12 protein-coding genes are annotated in these 14,659 nt (G+C 65.9%); 4 read left to right on the top strand and 8 right to left on the bottom strand.

Going from position 1 to position 14,659, the window contains the following annotated elements:
* Positions 1-75: 75 nt before the first annotated feature.
* On the top strand, positions 76-2,763 hold the full coding sequence (gene metH, locus ACH0CP_RS03910; protein WP_294442183.1) for a methionine synthase: 2,688 nt from the start codon (positions 76-78) through the stop codon (positions 2,761-2,763).
* A gap of 13 nt (positions 2,764-2,776) precedes the next feature.
* Here the strand turns inward: metH and ACH0CP_RS03905 are convergent, their stop codons facing one another.
* The 3 genes from ACH0CP_RS03905 to ACH0CP_RS03895 all read right to left on the bottom strand — a co-directional run bounded on the left by ACH0CP_RS03905 (position 2,777) and on the right by ACH0CP_RS03895 (position 5,745).
* Positions 2,777-3,256: a cupin domain-containing protein gene (locus ACH0CP_RS03905; RefSeq protein ID WP_406888385.1), complete on the bottom strand. Its 480-nt coding sequence runs from the start codon at positions 3,254-3,256 to the stop codon at positions 2,777-2,779.
* Between the two features lie 106 nt (positions 3,257-3,362).
* A complete protein-coding gene (locus tag ACH0CP_RS03900) occupies positions 3,363-4,337 on the bottom strand; it encodes an SDR family oxidoreductase (protein WP_294442185.1) in 975 nt (324 codons plus the stop codon).
* Positions 4,338-4,437: 100 nt separating this feature from the next.
* Positions 4,438-5,745, bottom strand: coding sequence for a M20/M25/M40 family metallo-hydrolase (locus tag ACH0CP_RS03895; protein ID WP_294442186.1), 1,308 nt, complete (start codon positions 5,743-5,745; stop codon positions 4,438-4,440).
* 352 nt (positions 5,746-6,097) lie between these two features.
* On the opposite strand from ACH0CP_RS03895, the gene ACH0CP_RS03890 reads away from it, so the two are divergent.
* From ACH0CP_RS03890 to ACH0CP_RS03880, 3 genes are all read left to right on the top strand, one after another.
* Positions 6,098-6,532, top strand: coding sequence for a hypothetical protein (locus tag ACH0CP_RS03890; RefSeq protein WP_294442187.1), 435 nt, complete (start codon positions 6,098-6,100; stop codon positions 6,530-6,532).
* A gap of 1 nt (position 6,533) precedes the next feature.
* The gene (locus tag ACH0CP_RS03885; RefSeq protein WP_294442188.1) at positions 6,534-7,271 is read left to right on the top strand and encodes a TorF family putative porin; all 738 of its coding nucleotides are present in this window, start codon (positions 6,534-6,536) and stop codon (positions 7,269-7,271) included.
* Positions 7,272-7,465: 194 nt separating this feature from the next.
* A complete protein-coding gene (locus ACH0CP_RS03880) occupies positions 7,466-8,236 on the top strand; it encodes a GNAT family N-acetyltransferase (protein WP_294442189.1) in 771 nt (256 codons plus the stop codon).
* A gap of 21 nt (positions 8,237-8,257) precedes the next feature.
* Here the strand turns inward: ACH0CP_RS03880 and ACH0CP_RS03875 are convergent, their stop codons facing one another.
* The 5 genes from ACH0CP_RS03875 to map all read right to left on the bottom strand — a co-directional run bounded on the left by ACH0CP_RS03875 (position 8,258) and on the right by map (position 14,623).
* Complete coding sequence (locus tag ACH0CP_RS03875) at positions 8,258-9,199, bottom strand: sensor domain-containing diguanylate cyclase (RefSeq protein ID WP_294442190.1); 942 nt, start codon at positions 9,197-9,199, stop codon at positions 8,258-8,260.
* A 148-nt stretch (positions 9,200-9,347) separates the two neighbouring features.
* Positions 9,348-10,760: a type I glutamate--ammonia ligase gene (gene glnA, locus ACH0CP_RS03870; protein WP_406875789.1), complete on the bottom strand. Its 1,413-nt coding sequence runs from the start codon at positions 10,758-10,760 to the stop codon at positions 9,348-9,350.
* A gap of 96 nt (positions 10,761-10,856) precedes the next feature.
* Entirely contained in the window at positions 10,857-11,195 is a 339-nt protein-coding gene (locus ACH0CP_RS03865) for a P-II family nitrogen regulator (protein ID WP_242416993.1), read from the bottom strand.
* Between the two features lie 180 nt (positions 11,196-11,375).
* Positions 11,376-13,589 carry a PQQ-dependent dehydrogenase, methanol/ethanol family gene (locus tag ACH0CP_RS03860; protein ID WP_365928741.1) on the bottom strand — a complete coding sequence of 738 codons (2,214 nt, stop codon included), beginning with the start codon at positions 13,587-13,589 and terminating at the stop codon, positions 11,376-11,378.
* Positions 13,590-13,795: 206 nt separating this feature from the next.
* A complete protein-coding gene (map, locus tag ACH0CP_RS03855) occupies positions 13,796-14,623 on the bottom strand; it encodes a type I methionyl aminopeptidase (RefSeq protein ID WP_294444315.1) in 828 nt (275 codons plus the stop codon).
* Positions 14,624-14,659: the final 36 nt, after the last annotated feature.

Below are 14,659 nucleotides of genomic sequence, written 5' to 3'. Positions count from 1 at the left end.
ACGGTGTCTCGCTTTAGCTCGTCCTGAGCGCCTGTTTCACAGGCAGTCGCAGGGCTCGACACGAACGGAAAACTTGTGACCACGAACTCCTCTTCCACCTTCGTCAATGTCGGCGAGCGCACGAACGTCACCGGATCCGCGGCGTTCAAGAGGATGATCATGGCGGGCGATTACGCCCGTGCAGTCGAGGTTGCGCGCCAGCAGGTGGAGAATGGTGCACAGGTGATCGACGTCAATATGGACGAGGGGCTGCTCGACGCGCACCACGCCATGACGACGTTCCTGAAGCTGATTGCGGCGGAGCCCGATATTGCCCGTGTGCCGGTGATGATCGACAGCTCCAAGTGGGATGTGATCGAAGCGGGGCTGAAGTGCGTATCCGGCAAGCCGATCGTCAATTCGATCAGCATGAAGGAAGGCGAGGAGGAATTCCTCGATCGCGCGCGCCGGTGCATGAACTATGGCGCCGCGGCAGTGGTGATGGCCTTCGACGAGGTGGGCCAGGCAGACACCAAGGATCGCAAGGTCGAGATCTGCGAGCGCGCCTACAAGCTGCTGACCGGCATCGGCTTCCCGCCAGAGGATATTATCTTCGATCCCAATGTGTTCGCCGTGGCGACGGGGATCGAGGAGCATAACAATTACGCCGTCGACTTCATCGAAGCGACGCGCGAGATCAAGGCGCGCTGCCCGCACGTCCATATCTCCGGCGGCCTTTCCAACCTGTCGTTCAGCTTCCGCGGTAACGAGCCGGTGCGCCGCGCGATGCACTCGGTATTCCTTTACCATGCGATCCCCGCCGGCATGGACATGGCGATCGTCAACGCCGGTCAGCTCGACGTGTATGACACGATCGATCCTGAGCTGCGTACTGCCTGCGAGGATGTGATCCTCAATCGCGATGCCGAGGCTGGCGATCGCCTCGTCGCGTTGGCGGAGCGCTTCTGCGGCACTGATGCGGTGGCGGAAAAGCAGGCCGCGGAATGGCGTTCGTGGGATGTCGTGAAGCGACTGGAACATGCGCTGGTGAAGGGCATCGACGCGCATGTCGTGGAGGATACCGAGGAAGCGCGCGTCGCGATCTTCGAGCGCGGCGGGCGGCCGATCGAGGTGATCGAAGGCCCGTTGATGGACGGGATGAACGTCGTCGGCGACCTCTTCGGCAGCGGCAAGATGTTCCTGCCGCAAGTGGTGAAGTCAGCGCGCGTCATGAAAAAGGCGGTCGCGCACCTGCTGCCGTACATAGAGGCGGAGAAATCGGCGGGCGCAAAGGCGAAGGGCCGCGTCATCATGGCGACGGTGAAGGGCGACGTTCACGATATCGGCAAGAACATCGTCGGCGTCGTTCTGCAGTGCAACGGCTTCGAGGTGATCGACCTTGGCGTGATGGTACCGTGGACCAGGATTCTGGAAGCCGCGAACGAGAACGACGCTGACATGATCGGCCTCAGCGGCCTGATCACCCCATCGCTGGACGAGATGGTGACGGTGGGTGAGGAGATGCAGCGCGCGGGCATGACGATGCCGCTGCTGATCGGCGGCGCGACCACGTCCAAGGTTCACACCGCGCTGCGCATCGCGCCAGCCTATCAGGGGCCAGTGGTTCACGTGCTCGACGCCAGCCGCGCGGTGGGCGTGGCGACGGCACTTGTATCCGAGACGCAGCGCGATCCCTTCGTCACCAAGGTGTCGGACGAATATGCCGCGGTACGCGCGGCGCGCGAGGGCAAGGGGCAGAACGACCTGCTGCCGCTGACCGAAGCGCGTGCGCGCGGCTTCGTTGCCGATATGGCGCTGAAGCCGGCCGCGCCGTTGAAGCCCGGCGTGCATGTTTTCGACGACTGGGATCTGGCGGACCTGCGCGAGTACTTCGACTGGACGCCCTTCTTTCGCGCGTGGGAACTGGCCGGCACCTTCCCGGCCATTCTCGATGACGCGGTGGTCGGCGAGAGCGCGCGCGCGCTTTATGCCGATGCACAGGCGATGCTGGACAAGATCGTCGCGGAAAAGTGGCTTACGGCGCGCGGCGTCGCCGGTCTGTGGCCGTGCCACCGGCATGACGACGATGTCTGGGTCTATACGGCGCATAGCCAGGATCATCGCAGCCCGGATGGCGCGAGCGTGCCCGAGGGCTTCCGTGTTCCCGATCTCGACCGGACCAACGAAAAGACCGTGCGGCTGCCGTTCCTGCGCCAGCAGATCGCGAAGCGCGAGGGCCGCGCGAACATGTGCCTGGCCGACTTTGTCGATCCCAAGGGGGATTGGATCGGCGGCTTTGCCGTCGGCATTCACGGAATCGAGCCGCATCTCGAACGCTTCAAGGCGGCGGTGGACGATTATTCCGACATCTTGCTGAAAGCACTGGCGGATCGCTTCGCCGAAGCCTTTGCCGAGGCCTTGCACCAGAAGGTGCGGACCGAATTGTGGGGTTACGCCCCGGACGAGCAGCTGACGAACGAGGCGCTGGTTCGCGAGCAATATCGCGGCATCCGACCGGCGCCTGGCTATCCGGCGTGCCCCGAGCATAGCCTGAAGACCATCCTGTTCGACATGCTGGATGCGGGGCGGACAACCGGTATCACGCTGACCGAAAGCTACGCGATGTTGCCGACCGCCGCGGTGAGCGGCTTCTACTTCGGGCACCCGCAGGCGGAGTATTTCGGCGTGGCGCGGATCGGCGAGGATCAGGTGGCGGACTATGCGGTGCGCCGCGGTGTGGACCTCGAAACGGCGAAGCGGCGGTTGCGACCAAACCTCGACTGATCCTGCGCCCCGATTAATCGATCGGTGGCGCGATGAGATCAATCCCGTGCCGCGCGCAGATGGTGTGGAGCGCGGCCTGTTGCTCGGGCGATGGCGTGATCTGATCGGGCAGGCCCGCGTGATCCGCCGGGCGTGACGCGTCGCGCAGCATGTCCTCGAAGCCGCCGCGCGTCATCGTCAGGCAGCGGCCGCCCTCCACCGAGAGGACGCGGAAGCCGTGCGGCACTCCGCGGGGAAGGGCGATGACGTCGCCCGCCATGCCGGCGATGGTCCGATCCCCCAGGCGGAAGCGGAACAATCCTTCGATGATGTGGAAGAATTCATCCTCGTCGCGATGGATGTGCAGCGGCGGGCCGAAGCCGCGCGGCAGGTGGTGCTCGACGATCGAGAGGCCGTCCGCGGTGTCGTGACGGCTGACATGGATGTGAATGCGGCCGTTCATGAACCACAGGCCGTGATCCTGGGCGTCGGGCACCTCCGCAGGGGCTGGCATGCGCGTCTCTCCTGATGGGCTATGGCGTGGCATCGCCGGACAGGAGTTCTGCGTCAGCGGGCGCGCGACCGTGCGGCGACCACGCGACGGGCATGCGACGAACGGGTCAGATCACGCCGGTGCCGCCGTTCGCGCCGAACACGCTGCCACTGGTGAAGCTGGTCTGCGGATCGGCGAGCGCGACCCATATCGGCCCGAACTCGGCCGGCTGCCCGGCGCGGCCGAGCGGCGTATCCTGGCCGAATTCGCCGAGCTTGCCGGGCAGCTGGCCACCCGCGACCTGCAGCGGCGTCCACACCGGGCCGGGGGCGACGCCGTTGACGCGGATACCTTTGGCCGCGAGCTGCTTCGCGAGCCCCTTGGTGAAGATCAGCAGCGCGCCTTTGGTCGTGGCGTAATCGAGCAGCTCCTCGCCCGGACTGACCGAGTTCACCGACAGCGTGTTGATGATCGTCGAGCCGGGTTTCAGCAGCGGGATTGCGGCCTTGGAGATGTGGAATGTCGCATAGACGTTGGTCTTCATCGTGCGGTCGAACTGCTCCGCGGTGATCTCCTCGATCGACTGCTTCGACTGCTGATAGGCGGCGTTGTTGACGACGATGTCCAAGCCGCCGAGCGCCTTCGCAGCGCGCTCGGGAAGTTCAGTGCAGAATTTCGCATTGGTGAGATCGCCGGGGATAAGCTCGACGCGGCGGCCTTCCCCGCGCAGCAGCTTGGCTACATCCTGCGCGTCCGGCTCCTCGGTCGGGAAATAGTTGATCGCGACGTCCGCGCCTTCGCGCGCAAAGGCGATTACGGCCGCGCGGCCGATGCCGGAATCGCCACCGGTGACGAGCGCCTTCAGCCCCTGCAGTCGGCCGGAGCCGCGGTAGCTGCGTTCGCCGCAATCTGGCACCGGCTTCATGTCGCGCTGCAATGCCGGCCATTTCTGCCGCTGCTCGGGGAAGGGCTGGTTGGTGTAGGCGGTCGCCGGACTGGGTGTCGGGCGCCGCGCGCCTTGCGCCAGCGCCGGTGCGGCGGCGAGGCCGGCGCCGGCGACAGCGCTGGCCTTCAGCAGATCACGGCGGCTGGCATCGTTCATTCGTTGGCTCCGGCAGCAAGGCGCCGCGGGACCGCGGCTTTTCCTGTACGCCAGATGAACGAGCGGACGGCGGTTAGTTTCCGCCAATGCGAATAAAGACTTAGCGGGGTTCGGCGGTGAGGCGCGAGATCAGCACGGCGCTGCGCAGTGCTTGGCGCGGCAGGCTGGTGAGATCGACCCATTCGCCCACCGCATGCGCGCCGCCGCCGGACGCGCCCATCCCACCCAGCGTCACCGCATCGGCCGCGACGAAACTCGAGTCGGCGGCGCCGCGCTTCGATGGATCCATCTCCTTCATTTCCGGCAGGCCGATGTCGCGGTTCACCGCATTGAGCCGATCGAGCAAGGCGCGGTTCGCGGCCGTCGGCGGCATCGACGGATAGCCTTCGAAGAAGCGGATCGAGCCTTCGGTGCCGGGCAGATGCTTGGCGACGATCGCCTCCATCGCAGCCTTGATGCGCGTATCCTGCTCGGGCGTCAGGCTGCGCAGATCGCCGCGCGCCACTGCGCGGGCGGGGATGACGTTGGTCTTCCCCTCTGCCGTGCCCTTCACGCCCGGCTCGTCAAGCGCAGCGGGGGTGCCGGCGACGAGGACGCTGGCGTTGAAGGTGAGGTTCGGTTCGGGCAGCGTGCGGCGGAATTCATCCAGAATGCGCGCCATTTCGAACGTCGCGCCATAGCCCATCCACTGGTTGAAGATGCCGCTGGAATGGCCGGTGCGCCCGGTGGTGACGATCTCCCAGTTGGTGGAGCTGCGCCGCGCCGTGGTGGCATAATCCTGGCCGCTGTCGGTGGCGACATTCTCATATTCGAACGCGATGTCCGCCCATTTCCCGGCAGCGATCAGATCGCGGCGGGCCACGTCGAGCGGCGCACCGGTCTTTTCCTCGTCGCCGGTGAGGACGACCTGGATATCGGCGTTCTTGAGCGTCCCGGCGGCGTGCATGGCGCGCAGCGTGGCGACGATCACGACGAGGCCGCCCTTGTCGTCGCCGACGCCCGGTCCTGTCACGCGGTCCCCGTCGCGCGTCCAGCCGGTGAACGGGCTGTCGGGTTCGAACACCGTATCGAGGTGGCCGATCAGCAGCACGCGCTTGCCGCGGCCATTCCCCTTGTGGGTCGCGATGATGTGACCGGCACGCCCGGTTTGCGCCATGTCGATCCAGTCGACCTTGAAGCCGAGCGGCTCAAGTTCCGCGCGCATCATCTCGCCCACTGCCTTCACGCCGGCAATGTTGAGGCTGCCCGAGTTCTGCCGAACGAGCTTTTCAAGCAAGGCCTCGTGCCGCGGCGCCTCCTGTTCGATCACCGCCTTCATGCGGTTTTCGGTGGGGGTGGTGGCAGCGGCCGCCGGGAGCGGAGCGGCGAGGGGCGCGAGCAAGAGCGCGGCGGCAGCGAAGCGAAGCATGTGAGAGCCGCTATCAGTCGTTGCGGGCGCAGAACAAGCGGAAACGAGCGCGATTGTGCTTGATAAGACCTGCCAGGCTCCATGTTGCAGCACCGCGAATGTTGAGAATGTTGAGGCTCCAGCGCGTTTTTTTCCAACGACGGCTTCTTCCGCTCCCACCTTGAGCAGCGTTATACCAATCGCCTACCGTTGTAGGACAGGCTCTGGCGATCTTCGCCGAGCTGTTTCAAATCATTGCGCGGATGCGCATCCATTGAACGTCCGGTCCGTATCGGCCATTTACGAGAGGCTACGCAGGTCGGCGTGGCACGAGTGAGCGGGCACCATAGTCCGCAACCCGCAGGAGACCCAAATGAACCTTATCCTTGCTGCCGGGCTGTTGCTCGGCACCCCGATCGCTACCGACGCGCACCGCGTCGAAATCGATCATAAAGGCCAGCGCGTCGACGTGACGTACCGCAGCGACGTGGCCGTCAAGCACAAGCAGATCGGCGCTGCCGGCCCGGGCGGCCGTGCGAGCACGCTGCAATGCGCCTGGAAGGCGAACGTGAGCGTCCAGCGTGAAGCCCGCAGCGCTGCCGGCCACGTGCTGTCGCGCACGATTTCCAGCGATACCCCGATCGAGGGCCGCCGCGCCGGCTGGTGTTCGGGCCAGCGCGAAGCGATCGCGCAGGAAGTCGCGGCGCGCAGCGATACCGTGCGCGACCATCTGCTTGCCGTTGCCGAGAAGGATCGCGAAGCACTCGCGCTCGAACTCGATCGCGCGCACAGCCCGGCCCGCAGCTGAGGTGCGGCTGATCGCATTGGGTGCCGCCGTTGCCCTTGGGGTGACGGCGGCGGCGGCGTCTGCGCAGGTGTCGCTTGGCGGCAGCGTGGAAGCATCGACCGATGAACGCCGCCGCGGGATCAGCTGGAGCGACGGCAAGATTTCCCCGGCCGCGAGCATTCGCGCAGGGCTTCCCTCGGGCGTCGATCTCGGCGTTCGCGTGACCGGCACACGCGGCGATCCGCGCCACGGCGGGGCGGATGCGGTGGTGGACGCGACCGGCGGCTTCGGTACTGACGTTGGCGGCGGGCTGCGGCTCGACGGCTTCGTCACCGGGCATCTGTTCACCAGGGCGCGCGGCAAGATGGATTATGTCGAGGTTGGCGCCGGCGCGAGCTACGCGCTTGGGCCGGCGGAAGTCGGCATCGATGCTCGCTACGCACCGGATCAGGGCGCCATCGGCGGCGACAATCTGTGGATTGGCGGGCGTGCGCGCGTGGGCGTGCCGGCAACGCCGTTCACGCTGATGGCAAGCGCCGGCCATTCCTCCGGTTCGGTGGACGATCCGATCCGTGCGGCACGGCTGCGGCCCGGCGGGAGCTATTGGGACTGGTCGCTGGGCGTGGACCATATCACCGGCCCGCTGACGCTTGGCCTGGTCTATACCGGCACCGACATTTCCGAGCGTGTGCCGTCGCCCTTCGCCAATGCGCGCGACACGGGTGATCGGCTGACCGCGCGGGTGGCGCTCAACTTCTGATCCTGTCGGGAGCGAGGTCTCCCGCGCCTGGCCCGGCTTGCCATCCGCCGTCACGACGCTTCGGACGGCACGCCGGGGGCGAGCCGTGTTGCACGTGCAACCTTCCGCCGCCGCCTGGTAATAAATGGCTAGCGGCGCATGGCCACTCGTGTTGCCGCTCGCGATGGAGGCGGGCGCGTGGCGGGAGGACGGGCGTGACGGATCGACAGGCAAATAGTGATGCGGCGCTGCTCACGGCGGCACTTGATAATGTCCATCGCTACTGGATGAACATGGGTGACGAGCTGCGCGAAGAGGATAGCCTTTCGCTGTTCCGCAGCGGGATCGCGCATCCCCTGCTGAACGGCGTGACGCGCGTCGACGATCCGAGCCGTGTCGAGCGGATCCGCGCGGCGGTGGAGCAGCTGCGCGACATACCATCGCTCTGGTGGATCGGGCCGGACTCACATCCCGGTGCGATCGATGCGCTGCTCGCCTGCGGTGGGACGGTCACCGACGAAATGCCGCTCTATGTGCGCTCGCTTCTCGATCTTCCCGAAGCGCCGCTGCCGGACGGCATCGTCATCGAGGAAGTGAGCGGTGACGCCGCCGTCGCAGAATGGGTCGATTGCTATGCGCCGTCGATGGGCGTGGCGCCCGAGCAGGTCGCGCGGATGACCGAGGTGGAGCAGCGGCGCGCTGATCCGCCCGGCAGCCTGCGGCGCTTTGCGGCGCGGCAGGATGGGCGGATGGTCGCGACCTCGGCCATGCTGGCGGCGGATGGGGTGGCCGGGATCTATGTCTGCTCGACACGTGAAGGGTTCCGGCGGCAGGGGCTGGGCGCGGCTGTGACGCTGGCAGCGATGCGGGCCGGCCTCGAACACGGCCTCGGCCACGCGGCGCTGCAGGCGTCAGCAATGGGCGAGCCGGTCTACCGGCGGCTCGGCTTCGAGAAGATGGCCGTGCATAAATGCGTGGCGTTCTGAGCGGGGCCAGCGCGGCGCCGCTCAGCGTCGCTGCGGCCGCGCCCTTTTGGCCGCATAAAGCGCCGCGTCGGCGCGGATGAAAAGTTCCTCCGGATCATAGGACCAGGGGTCAATCGGCGCGGCGATGCCGCTCGTCGCACCGATCGAGAAAACCTGCCCATGCCAGTGGATCGGCGCGCGCAGGGCTTCGAGGAAGCTTGCGACACGCTGCTCGACCAGGTGCGGGGGCTCCTGATTATCGACGACCAGCGCGAACTCGTCGCCGCCGATGCGGGCCGCGAGAAGCGCTTGGGGAAAGTGAGCCACCAGCCGTTCGGCAAAGGTGCGCAGGCAGGCATCGCCGGCGAGATGGCCGAGCCGGTCGTTGACATGCTTGAAGCCATCGAGATCGAACAGCACGAGCGCCCCAAGCCGGGCGGCGGCGAAGCGGGTACAGCGCCGGTTGAGGAAGCGGTGTTCGTAAATCGCGCGGTTGGCGAGGCCGGTGAGCGCGTCATTTTCGGCAAGGCGCCGCAGCGCTTCCAGCCGACGCTTTTCCTCGGTCACATCCTGCTTGATGCCGTGGAGGACGGGCGTGCTGCCGGGGCGCCAGACCAGCTCGCCGTTGATGCGCAGCCAGCGCACCTCGCCATCCGGACGCCGGATCTCCGCGTCGAGATTGAGCCGGGTGCCGCGGTTGATCGTCTGACGGCGCAACTCCTCCAGGCGATCACGCGATTCCTCGGTGTAGAGCGCGAGAATGTCGCGACGGTCGACGTCAGCGCCAGGTGCCAGCCCGAAGATGTGATGCACGCCGCTCGTCCAGTTGAGGCGCTCGTCCGCCAGGTCGCAGGACCAGGCCCCGATCCCCGCCATCGCCATGGCGCGATCAAGCAAGGGATCGACTGCGGCTGCGGCAGATCGCGGTGGAACGCGGTTGAACGGGGCGGTGGAAAGGGCAGCTTCCTGGATCAGCGAAGACATAACACGCGCGTAACGACAAATTCCTTAAGGGTCAGTTGCGCCGAGAATGGCTTAGGTGGGCAATGAGAAAGGGGCGCCCGATTGCTCGGACGCCCCTTCGTTCTCCCGTCTTCAGCGTCGCCGCCACGTGAACGCGGCGGCAGCGCGATCAGAGGCTGTAGTACATGTCGTACTCGACCGGGCTCGGCGTCATTTCCCAGCGCGCGACTTCGCCCCACTTCATTTCGACATAGGCCTCGATCTGGTCCTTGGTGAACACGTCGCCCTTCAGCAGGAAGTCGTGATCGGCGAGCAGGCTGTCGAGCGCCTCACGGAGCGAGGCGGCGACGGTCGGCACCTCGGCGAGCTCTGCCGGCGGCAGGTCATAGAGGTTCTTGTCCATCGCCTCGCCCGGATGGATCTTGTTCTGGATGCCATCGAGGCCGGCCATCAGCAGCGCGGCGTAGGCGAGGTACGGGTTCGCCATGGCATCCGGGAAGCGCACTTCGACGCGCTTCGACTTCGGGCCGGTGCCGTACGGGATGCGGCACGATGCCGAACGGTTGCGCGCCGAATAGGCAAGCAGCACCGGCGCCTCATAGCCGGGCACCAGCCGCTTGTAGCTGTTGGTGGTGGGGTTGGTGAAAGCGTTGATCGCCTTGGCATGCTTGATGATGCCGCCGATGAAATAGAGGCAGGTCTCGCTGAGCCCGGCATAGCCGTTGCCGGCGAACAGCGGGGTCTTGCCTTCCCAGATCGAGAAGTGGGTGTGCATGCCCGAGCCGTTATCTTCCTTGATCGGCTTGGGCATGAAGGTCGCCGACTTGCCATAGGCATGCGCGACCTGGTGCACGACATACTTGTAGATCTGCATGCGATCGGCGGTGGTGGTCAGCGTGCCGAAGGTGAGGCCGAGCTCGTGCTGCGCAGCGGCCACCTCGTGGTGGTGCTTGTCGCAGGGCAGGCCCATTTCGAGCATGGTGGAGACCATCTCGCCGCGGATGTCGACGGCGCTGTCGACCGGCGCGACGGGGAAATAGCCGCCCTTGGCGCGCGGACGGTGCGCGAGGTTGCCGCCTTCATATTCGCGGCCGGTGTTGGTCGGCAGCTCGATATCGTCGATCTTGAAATACGACTGGTTGTACGACGTGTCGAAGCGGACGTCGTCGAACATGAAGAATTCGGCTTCGGGGCCGACATAGACCGTGTCGCCGATGCCGGTTTCCTTGACATATGCCTCGGCGCGCTTCGCCGTGGTGCGCGGATCGCGGCTGTAGCCTTCGCCGGTCGACGGCTCGACGATGTCGCAGAACACGATCAGCATCGGGGTGGCCGAGAAGGGATCGGTATACACCGCGTCCAGATCCGGCTTCAGGATCATGTCGCTCTCGTTGATCGCCTTCCAGCCCTCGATCGACGAGCCGTCGAACATCAGGCCGTCGGTCCACTCATCCTCGCCCATCACGGACGACACCATGGTCAGGTGCTGCCACTTCCCTTTGGGATCGGTGAAACGAAGATCGACCCACTCGATCTCCTCGTCCTTGATCTTCTTGATGATGTCTGCGGCGGTCGCTGCCATGGTCGTTACTCTCTCTTGCGGTTGCGCCGCCGAACGGAAGCCGGCGGGCGCGATGACGGGACGAAGTTTTTTCCGGTCTGTGCCGGATGGTGCGGGTCAGATTGCGTCGTCGTTACGCTCGCCGGTGCGGATTCGCAGCGCTGTTTCGACGGGAATGACGAAGATCTTGCCGTCGCCGATCCGGCCGGTCTGTGCCGCCTGCGCGATCGCTTCCACGACGCGCTCGGCCAGACCGTCTTCCACGACGACCTCGAGCTTCACCTTGGGCAGGAAATCCACGACATATTCGGCGCCGCGATACAGCTCCGTATGGCCCTTCTGCCGGCCGAAGCCCTTGGCCTCGGTCACGGTGATTCCGGACACGCCCACTTCGTGCAGCGCTTCCTTCACCTCATCGAGCTTGAACGGCTTGATGATCGCTTCGATCTTCTTCACGCGGAAACGCCCACCCCTTGGTTAGAACCCTCGCCCCGTGACTGGTGCTTGCATCGAACGTGCCAGTCGCCGCCCCGAAGGGCAAGGCGGCGACTCGCCCCGGCGACCGACAACCGCTGCCTAAGGATTGGGCAGGGGGCGGGTACATGCCGGTTTGTGGGGCACGTGCTTGCTTCCGTTTCAGCGCACGCCGGTCGGCACGGGGGACTTCTGCGCGCCCGGCGCCGGCGCCACTGTCTTGGTACCGCCGCCGAGGTTCTTCTGCGCCCAATGCGCCTCGTCAATGACGTAGAGGCGGATCAGCTGCGCCTGTTCTGGCGTCAGCACCTTCGCGAAGCTAACCATGCCGCGGTCCTTCAGCATGCCGTCGATCAGGATCGCCTTCCACGTGTCGGGGTCGCCGAGCGTCGCGGAACGCTGCAGGTTCGGCAGCACGCCGCCGCCGCCAGCGCTGGCGCCATGGCAGACCTGGCAATAGCGGCCGAACAGCGCCTGGCCCTGTGCCACCTGCTGCGGAGTCGCCTTGTTCTCGGGCAGGGCCACCGGGGTCGAATCCTGCGGCTTGGTTTCCGGCAGCTTTGCCGTGCCGCCGAGCTTGAACACCAAAAGGCGCGGCACGTTCGGCACGTCGCGTGCCTTGCCGATGGCATAGCCGATCGACAGCGGCAGCGCGCCGCCGCGCCCGGCGAGCACCGCCACATATTGGTCGTTGCCGATCATGAAGGTTGACGCGCCGGCCATGATCCCGGTGCCGACCGGATAGGTGAAGAGCTGCTTTCCGCTATCCGCGGCATAGGCGCGGAACTCGCCGAGTGCCGTTCCCTGGAAGACGAGATTGCCAGCGGTCGTCATCGTGCCGCCATTCCACGGCGTCGGATAATCCACCGTCCAGCGCGCCTTGTTGGCGACCGGATCCCACGCGACGAGCCGCCCGGTGGCGCCGGCGATCGCCTGCTTCACCGCTGCCGGATCGCGCGGATACATGGCGTTGCCGAGATCCTGGCCGACGTTGAAGCCGAGCGGCTTCGCCTTATCCAGGTCCGACGAGGGGTTGAGATAGGCCGAGCCGACGATCTGTGCCGGGATATAGGCGAGGCCAGCCTGAGGGTTGAAGCTCATCGGCTGCCAATTGTGCGCGGCGATCGCGCTCGGCACCGCAAGGAACGGCTTGCCCGTCTTGTAATAGCGCGCCTCCGGGTTCTCGATCGGACGGCCGGTCTTCAGGTCATAGCCGCTTGCCCAGTTGACGCCGGGGATGAACTGGCCGGCGTTGATCAGCTTCCCGTTGGTGCGATCGATGACGTAGAAGAAGCCGTTCTTGGGCGCCTGCATCAGCACGCGGCGCTGCTGGCCGCCGATGTTGAGCGTGGCGAGGTTGATCGGCTGGGTGGCGGTGAAATCCCAAGTTTCGCCCGGCGTTTCCTGGTAATGCCAGACATATTCGCCGGTATCGGGCTTCAGCGCGACAATCGAGGAGAGGAAGAGATTGTCGCCCTTTCCCTCGCTGCGCAGGCCGTGGTTCCAGGGGGAGCCGTTGCCGACGCCAAGGTACAGCTGGTCGAGCTCCGCGTCATAGACGATCGAATCCCACACCGTACCGCCGCCGCCGGACTGCTTCCACTGGCCGTTTTCCGACCACGTCGGCGCGACCTTGGCCATGGCCGCATCGCTCGCCTCGCCATCCGCTGCGCCGGTGGGGTTGGGGACGGTGTAGAAGCGCCACTTCTTCGCGCCGGTCGCGGCGTCATAGGCAGTGACATAGCCGCGCACGCCGAATTCCGCGCCGCCGTTGCCGATGACGACCATCCCCTTCACCACACGCGGCGCGCCGGTGATCGTGTAAGGCTTTGAATTGTCCGTCGTCTGGACGGACCAGTCCTGCTTGCCGGTGGCGGCGTCGAGCGCGATCAGGCGGCCGTCGATCGTGCCGAGATACAGGCGCCCCTTCCATGCAGCGACGCCGCGGTTGACGACGTCGCAGCACGCCTGGACGCCCTTTTCGCGCGACACGCCGGGATCGAATTCCCACAATTTCTGCCCGGTGCCAGCATCATAGGCGAAGACCTTGGACCAGGGGCCGGTGACGAAGAGCTTGCCGTCGATGACGATCGGCGTCGCTTCCTGGCCGCGTGCATCGGGCATGTCGGCATACCAGGCGAGGCCGAGCTGGCCGACGTTCCCGGCGTTGATCTGGGTCAGCGGCGAGAAGCGCTGTTCCTGATAATTGAAGCCGGTCATTGCCCAGTCGCGGCCATCGCCGCCGGTGGTCAGAAGCGCGGCATCGACCTTGCCCGCGCCGGTGGCGGCGCTGCGATCCGCCGCCTCGTTTTCATTGGTAGCTGCCTTGCACGATACCAGCGCCAGCGCTGCGATCAGCGCATATCCAAGCCGCATCATCCTCTCCCCCGCTCCGTTCCGAGCGAGGCGGGAAACTGGCGCAGGTCGGGGCGAAAGGAAAGAGGATAAGTCGGTCGATTTAGCCTGTCATCCCGGACAGGTCGGGGCCGATTACCCGTGCATTCGCGGCCGTCCCGTGCACGCCGATGGTGCGGCAATGCGCCGCAATGGCGCGGGACGGTGCGCGAGGCACCGAAATGGGATCAGGAATAGGGCGGCTTGTGCAGCCCCGCCGGCGACACGGTGAAGATCTCGCACCCCGTTTCGGTAATCCCGATCGAATGTTCGAACTGCGCCGACAGCGAGCGATCGCGCGTCACCGCCGTCCAGCCATCGTCGAGCAGCTTCACGTCCGGGCGGCCGATGTTGATCATCGGTTCGATGGTGAAGATCATGCCCGGCTTCAGTTCGGGCCCGGTGCCCGGGCGGCCGACATGGACGACCTCCGGTGCGTCGTGGAACAGCCGGCCGAGGCCATGGCCGCAGAAATCGCGCACCACGCCGTAGCGATGCGCCTCGGCATGGCGCTGGATGGCATGGGCGACATCGCCGAGTGTGTTGCCGGGCAGCGCCTTTTCGATGCCGATCATCAGGCATTCGTAGGTGACGTCGACGAGGCGGCGGGCCTTCAGCGGCACGTCGCCGATCAGATACATGCGCGAGGAATCGCCATGCCAGCCATCGACGATCGGCGTCACGTCGACATTGACGATGTCACCCGACTTCAGCGTCTTTTCGCTGGGGATGCCGTGGCAGACGACATGGTTGATCGAGATGCAGCAGCTGTGCGTGTAGCCGCGATAGCCGAGCGTCGCGGGGACGCCGCCGCGGCTGGTGATGAAATCGTGCACCAGCCGGTCGATCTCCGCCGTGGTGACGCCGGGGACCATGTGCGGCACGATCATGTCGAGCGTTTCGGCGGCAAGGCGGCCCGCGACATGCATGCCGGCAAAGGCATCGGGGCCGTGGAGCTTGATGGCGCCGGTGCGCCCGAGCGGTGCGTCGCTGGTGACGGTGACGTAATCGGTCATGCCGCGCGATATAGCGTGACGGCGGCACTTTTGCGA

The organism is Sphingomonas sp. 179-I 2A4 NHS (assembly GCF_045369135.1).
GTDB lineage: Bacteria > Pseudomonadota > Alphaproteobacteria > Sphingomonadales > Sphingomonadaceae > Sphingomonas.
The sequence above is the reverse complement of the archived record's forward strand: the minus strand, read 5'-3'. Positions and strand labels throughout refer to the sequence as shown.

Bases quoted from the DNA above. Each gene is read 5' to 3' on its own strand.
- ACH0CP_RS03860 (WP_365928741.1), bottom strand. From the start codon at position 13,589: ATGCGGCTTGGATATGCGCTGATCGCAGCGCTGGCGCTGGTATCGTGC.
- ACH0CP_RS03890 (WP_294442187.1), top strand. From the start codon at position 6,098: ATGAACCTTATCCTTGCTGCCGGGCTGTTGCTCGGCACCCCGATCGCT.
- glnA (WP_406875789.1), bottom strand. From the start codon at position 10,760: ATGGCAGCGACCGCCGCAGACATCATCAAGAAGATCAAGGACGAGGAG.
- ACH0CP_RS03905 (WP_406888385.1), bottom strand. From the start codon at position 3,256: ATGCCAGCCCCTGCGGAGGTGCCCGACGCCCAGGATCACGGCCTGTGG.
- ACH0CP_RS03900 (WP_294442185.1), bottom strand. From the start codon at position 4,337: ATGAACGATGCCAGCCGCCGTGATCTGCTGAAGGCCAGCGCTGTCGCC.
- ACH0CP_RS03875 (WP_294442190.1), bottom strand. From the start codon at position 9,199: ATGTCTTCGCTGATCCAGGAAGCTGCCCTTTCCACCGCCCCGTTCAAC.
- map (WP_294444315.1), bottom strand. From the start codon at position 14,623: ATGACCGATTACGTCACCGTCACCAGCGACGCACCGCTCGGGCGCACC.
- ACH0CP_RS03895 (WP_294442186.1), bottom strand. From the start codon at position 5,745: ATGCTTCGCTTCGCTGCCGCCGCGCTCTTGCTCGCGCCCCTCGCCGCT.